The following is a 5,744-nucleotide window of genomic DNA, read 5'->3' as shown; positions in this document are numbered from 1 at the left end:
GGGTGGGCAAGACCACCACCGCCGCGGCGCTCGCGCTCCGGGCCGCCGAGCAGCACGGCCGGCGTACGGTGGTGCTCACCATCGACCCGGCCCGCCGGCTGGCCCAGTCGCTCGGGCTCACCGAGCTGGACAACACCCCGCGCCAGGTCAAGGGGATCGACGTCGAGGCCAGCGGCGGCGAGCTGCACGCCATGATGCTCGACATGAAGCGCACCTTCGACGACGTGGTGCTCCAGCACACCGATCGGGCGAAGGCGGCGGAGATCTTCGCCAACCCCTTCTACCAGGCGATGAGCTCGACCTTCGCCGGTACGCAGGAGTACATGGCGATGGAGAAGCTCGGCCAGCTGCACGCCCGGGGCGAGTGGGACCTGATCGTGGTCGACACCCCGCCGTCCCGGTCGGCGCTGGACTTCCTCGACGCACCGGCGCGGCTGTCCCGGTTCCTCGACGGCCGGATGCTGCGGCTGCTGCTGGCCCCGGCGCGTAGCGGCGGGCGGAGCATGTTCAGCCTGGTCACCGCGTCCTTCGGGATGTTCTCCAAGGTCGTGCAGAAGGTGCTCGGCGCGCAGCTGCTCACCGACCTCTCCGGCTTCGTCGCCGCGCTCGACTCGATGTTCGGCGGGTTCCGGCAGCGCGCCGAGCAGACGTACCGCATCCTGCAGGCGCGGGAGACGGCGTTCCTGCTGGTCGCGGCGCCCGAGCCGGACGCGGTCCGGGAGGCCGCCTACTTCGCCGGCCGGCTGCGGGCGGAGCGGATGCCGCTGGCCGGCCTGGTGCTCAACCGGGTGCACCGGCCGGCGGTGCCCGACCTCGACGCGGCGGAGAGCCTGGCCGCCGCCGAGCGGCTGGCCGACCTCGGTGGGCACGAGGCCACCGAGGACGTGCTGCGGGCGCACGCCGCGCTGGTTCAGCAGGCGCGCCGGGAGCAGCGGGTCGCCGAGCGCTTCACCGCGGAGTTCCCGGCGGTGCCGGCGGTGTCGGTGACGGCGCAGCCCGCCGACGTGCACGACGTCGACGGGCTGCGGACGATCGGCGCGGCGATCAGCCGGGCCTGAGGCCGTGGCGGCCGGCGGGGCCGAACCCGTGGCGGCCGGTCGGGCCCGGACCGTTCGCGGTCGGCCGGGCCCGGAGCGCGGCGGTCAGCCGGCGGCGGTGACCAGGATCTTGTCCTTGCCGGCCTTGTCCTTGCCGTTCTTCTTCATCGCGGCCTCGAACATCTTGCGCCAGCTCGTCACCTGCGGGTGACGGCGCAGCAGCGCGCGGCGTTCGCGTTCGGTCATGCCACCCCACACACCGAACTCGATCCGGTTGTCCAGCGCGTCGGCCAGGCACTCGTACCGAACTGGGCAGCTCCGGCAGATCCGCTTCGCCACGTTCTGTTCGGCGCCCTGTACGAACAACGCGTCCGGGTCCCCGTTCTGACATGCCGCCAGCGACGGCCAGTCAGTGATCATGCCCATGTGTACACGTCCCCCCTTGCAGTACCTACCGACGTCGTGCGGACCAGCCGGCAATTCCCCCCGATCGACCGGGCCTGCCTTCCCCAAGGCGGCACGGACGACATGTGGCGCTGTCGCCGCCCCCATCATGCTCTGTAGTCGCCCGATTACGCAACGTTGTCGGCTAAATCCATCATTCCGTACACTCCCGGCTTCCCGGGCTCTCGACCGCCGCTTACCCCTCCCCAGTACGTGAAAACGCTGCGGCCGTCCCCCGAATGGAGGAGACTCGGCGCCAGGTTCACGCAACCACGCACCAGGGGTCGTGCGTTTAGCACAACGAGGTCGGCGCGCGCAGGAAATGGGGAAAGAACGCCCCAGCGCCCCTCGTTACCTGTTCGCGTACCCTGTCGAGGTGACCTGGATGCGGAAACGTGACCACAATGTGCTGACCAACGCCGCATCGCTGCTGATCTGCGGCCTGTTGGCCGGCGTGGTCGTCGCGGCGGCGGCCTTCCCCGCGGTGGCGATGTCCGGGCTGGCCGCCAAGGCCGGCGCCGAAACGTTCGGCGCGCTGCCCAAGGAGCTGACGGTGGCCCGAGCGCCGCAGATCAGCTACCTCTACGCCGCCGACGGCAAGACGCAACTGGCGACCATGTACGACGAGAACCGGCGCGACGTGAAGCTCGCCGACATCTCGCCGGTGATGCAGAAGGCCATCATCGCGGCCGAGGACCACGACTTCTACAAGCACAACGGCGTGGACCTCAACGGCGTGGCCCGCGCGTTCGTCAACAACCAGAACGCCGGCGCCGACCGCCAGGGCGCCTCCACGCTGACGATGCAGTACGTCCGGCTGGCCATCGCGTACTCGGCCACCCACCCGGCCGACGTGGTCGCCGCGACCGAGGACACCAGCGCCCGCAAGCTGCGCGAGATGCGCTACGCACTCCAGATCGACAAGGAGCTCTCCAAGGACGAGATCCTGGAGCGCTACCTGAACATCGCCGCGTTCGGCAACGGCGCGTACGGCGTCTACGCCGCCAGCCAGGTCTACTTCGGCAAGGCGCCGAAGAACCTGAAGATCGAGGAAGCGGCGATGCTGGCCGGCCTGGTGAAGGCGCCCAGCTCCTTCGACCCGACCACCAAGAGCGGCTACCCGCTCGCCGTCGACCGGCGCAACTACGTCATCGAGAACATGTTCGAGATCGGCGCGATCACCCGCCAGGAGGCGGACGCCGCCAAGGCGACCAAGCTGGTGGTCAAGGACAAGCGCACCCCGAACGGTTGCGTCGACACCGCGGAGAAGGGCTGGGGCTTCTTCTGCGACTACCTCTACCGCTGGTGGATGGGGCAGGAGACGTTCGGCTCGACCTCGTACGACCGGGAGCGGCGGCTCAAGAGCGGCGGCTACCACATCGTCACCACGCTCGACCCGCAGGCGCAGCGCGCGGCCGACAAGGCGGTCCGCAAGGCCAAGAAGGAGACCGCCAAGGAAGCCGCCATGGTCGCGGTGGTCGAGCCGGGCACGGGCAGGGTCCGGGCGCTGGCGGTGAACCGGAACTTCAAGCTGGACGACCCGAAGAAGCCGGCCAACAAGCCGCACAGCGACCCGAAGCAGCGCAAGAAGGGCAAGCGCGGCAACTACCCGAACACGGTCAACCCGCTGCTGACCGGCGGCGACGGCATCACCGGGTACCAGGCCGGCTCGACCTTCAAGATGTTCACCATCGTGGCGGCACTGGAGAAGGGCATCCCGCTCAGCTACACCATCAACGCGCCGCAGACGTTCCGGTCCGAGTACATCGTCGAGCGGAACAGCCCGGCCGCCTGCCCCGGCACCAACCTGTACTGCCCGCAGAACTCGGGCAAGAAGGCCGGCGGCGTGCAGACCATGTGGAGCGCGTTCAGCGCCTCGATCAACACCTACTTCGTGCCGTTGCAGCAGCAGGTCGGCGCGGAGAACGTGGTCGACGTGGCCAAGCGGCTCGGCATCCAGTTCCGGGCCAGCAACGACGCCAAGTTCGCCAGCAACAAGGACTACGCGCACGACTGGGGCGCCTTCACCCTGGGCGTCTCGCAGACCACCCCGCTGGAGTTGGCCAACGCGTACGCCACCCTGGCCGCGGACGGCAAGTACTGCGAGCCGATCCCGGTGCAGGAGATCCGGGACCCGGAGGGCAAGAAGCTGGACATCGCCAACCCGCGCTGCGAGAAGCGGATCAGCACCGACGTGGCCCGGGCCGCGGTGGACGCCGCCCGCTGCCCGGTCGGTGACAACCCGGCCAACGGCAGTTGCGGCGGCAGCCGGACGGCGGCCAACGTGAAGGGCATCGTCAAGGCGCCGGTGGCCGGCAAGTCCGGCACCACCGACTCGGAGAAGAGCGCCGCGCTGGTCGCGATGACCAAGCAGTACGCGGTGGCCGGCATCATGGCCGACCCGGACTGGCCGCAGACCAACGTCAAGATGGGGCACAACGTGCCCAACGGCATCAACCCGCCGGTCTACGAGACGCTGCGGGACGCGATGAAGGGCAAGCCCCGGATCGACTTCGAGCCACCCGGCAAGAAGATCTCCGAGGGTGACCAGCGCTCCATCCCGAACGTCAAGTGCCAGTCGCTCGAGACGGCGAAGAACCGGATCAAGGGTGCCGGCTTCGACGCGGTCGTCTCCGACGTCAAGGTGACCTCAAGCTGCCCGCCGGGCACCGCCGCCGGCACCAGCCCGGACGGCCGGACCATCAAGGGTGGCGTGGTCACCATCCAGGTCAGCAGCGGCGGCGGCACCAAGCCGGGCACCCCCGGTGACCAGCCGACCAACCCCGGCCGGCCACCGGGCCGCCCCCGCGGCTGACGTCGCAGGACACGACGACGGGCGGGCACCCCACCTGGGGTGCCCGCCCGTTTCGCGTACGCCGGCCGGAGCCGGCGGGGTCAGAGACCGAGCTGCCGGCGTACCTCGGCGGCCACCCGGCCCCCCTCGGCCCGGCCGGCCACCGCGGCCTGGGCCGCCTTCATGGCCGGGCCCATCTGCGCCTTGCCGGTGAACCCGCCCGCGGCGAGCGCCCCCGCGACCAGCTCGGTCAGCTCGGAATCGGAGAGCTGCTTCGGCAGGTAACGCTCCAGCACCTCGCCCTCGGCGGTCTCCTTCGCGGCCTGGTCGGTGCGGCCGGCGTCGGCGAAGGCGGTCGCGGCCTCCCGCCGCTTCTTCGCCTCCTTGGTCAGCACCGCGAGCACCTCGTCGTCGGTGAGGTCACGCTTGGCCTTGCCGGCGACCTCGGCGGTGCCGACGGCCGCCAGGGCCATCCGCAGCGTCGAGGTGGTCAGCTCGTCGCGCGCCTTGAGAGCGGCGCGCATGTCGGCGGTGAGGCGGTCCTTCAGCGTGCTCATGGACGGTCAAACTACCCTGAACGCCATGCGAAAGCGCACACTATTCCGGCTCGCGGCCGGAACCGCCGCGGTGGGCGCGGCCACCCTGGCCTACGCGTCGCTCGTCGAGCGCAACATGTTCACCCTGCGGCGGTACGACGTGCCGGTGCTGCCGGCCGACGCCGAGCCGCTGCGCGTGCTGCACCTGTCTGACCTGCACATGACGCCCGACCAGGCGCGCAAGCAGCGCTGGGTGGCCTCACTCGCCGCCCTCGACCCCGACCTGGTCGTGGTGACCGGGGACAACATGGCGCATCCCGACGCCGTGCCGGGGGTGCTGCGGGCGCTCCAACCGCTGCTCGACTACCCGGCCGCCTTCGTCTTCGGGTCCAACGACTACACCGGCCCGGTCTGGAAGAACCCGTTCACCTACTTCCTGCCGGACCGCGAGTACACCGAGGGCGTCGAGCTGCCGCACGAGGAGCTGCGCGAGGTGCTCGCCGGCGCCGGCTGGGTGGACCTGAACAACGCCCGTACCACGATCAAGGCCGGTGGCCGGGTGGTCGAGCTGGCCGGCGTCGACGATCCGCACATCGAGCGGGACGACTACCCGGCGGTGGCCGGGCCGGTGTCCCCCTCGGCCGACCTGTCCATCGCGCTCAGCCACTCCCCCGAGCCGCGGGTGCTCGACCAGATGGCCGCCGACGGCTTCGGGCTGCTGCTCGCCGGGCACACCCACGGCGGCCAGGTCTGCGTACCGGGCTTCGGCGCGCTGGTGACCAACTGCGGGCTGCCCCGGTCGATGGCCCGGGGCCTGCACCGCTGGCCCGACTCGGACTCCTGGCTGCACGTCTCCGCCGGCCTCGGTACGCACCCCACCGCCCCGGTCCGCTTCGCCTGCCCGCCCGAGGCCAGCGTCCTCACCCTCATCCC

Annotated in this window: 5 protein-coding genes; 3 read left to right on the top strand and 2 right to left on the bottom strand. The window is 70.8% G+C overall.

All coding sequences use genetic code 11. The annotated features are described in order from the left end of the window. A partial coding sequence (locus tag DLJ47_RS32945; RefSeq protein ID WP_109905947.1) for an ArsA family ATPase occupies window positions 1-1,058 on the top strand: 1,058 nt, incomplete at its 5' end. A gap of 84 nt (window positions 1,059-1,142) precedes the next feature. Here the strand turns inward: DLJ47_RS32945 and DLJ47_RS32940 are convergent. After that, complete coding sequence (locus tag DLJ47_RS32940) at window positions 1,143-1,463, bottom strand: WhiB family transcriptional regulator (RefSeq protein ID WP_088996464.1); 321 nt, start codon at window positions 1,461-1,463, stop codon at window positions 1,143-1,145. A gap of 403 nt (window positions 1,464-1,866) precedes the next feature. Between DLJ47_RS32940 and DLJ47_RS32935 the strand changes: the two genes are divergently transcribed. Next, window positions 1,867-4,296, top strand: a complete 2,430-nt coding sequence (locus DLJ47_RS32935) for a penicillin-binding protein (protein WP_109905951.1) — start codon at window positions 1,867-1,869, stop codon at window positions 4,294-4,296. A gap of 80 nt (window positions 4,297-4,376) precedes the next feature. On the opposite strand, the gene DLJ47_RS32930 is transcribed toward DLJ47_RS32935, so the two are convergent. Continuing rightward, a complete protein-coding gene (locus DLJ47_RS32930; protein ID WP_109905945.1) occupies window positions 4,377-4,832 on the bottom strand; it encodes a GatB/YqeY domain-containing protein in 456 nt (151 codons plus the stop codon). A gap of 25 nt (window positions 4,833-4,857) precedes the next feature. On the opposite strand from DLJ47_RS32930, the gene DLJ47_RS32925 reads away from it, so the two are divergent. Then, the coding region (locus tag DLJ47_RS32925; RefSeq protein ID WP_109905949.1) for a metallophosphoesterase at window positions 4,858-5,744 on the top strand (887 nt) is incomplete at its 3' end.

This window comes from Micromonospora sp. S4605 (assembly GCF_003176715.1).
GTDB lineage: Bacteria > Actinomycetota > Actinomycetes > Mycobacteriales > Micromonosporaceae > Micromonospora > Micromonospora echinaurantiaca.
This window is presented reverse-complemented; position numbering and strand designations above follow the sequence as displayed.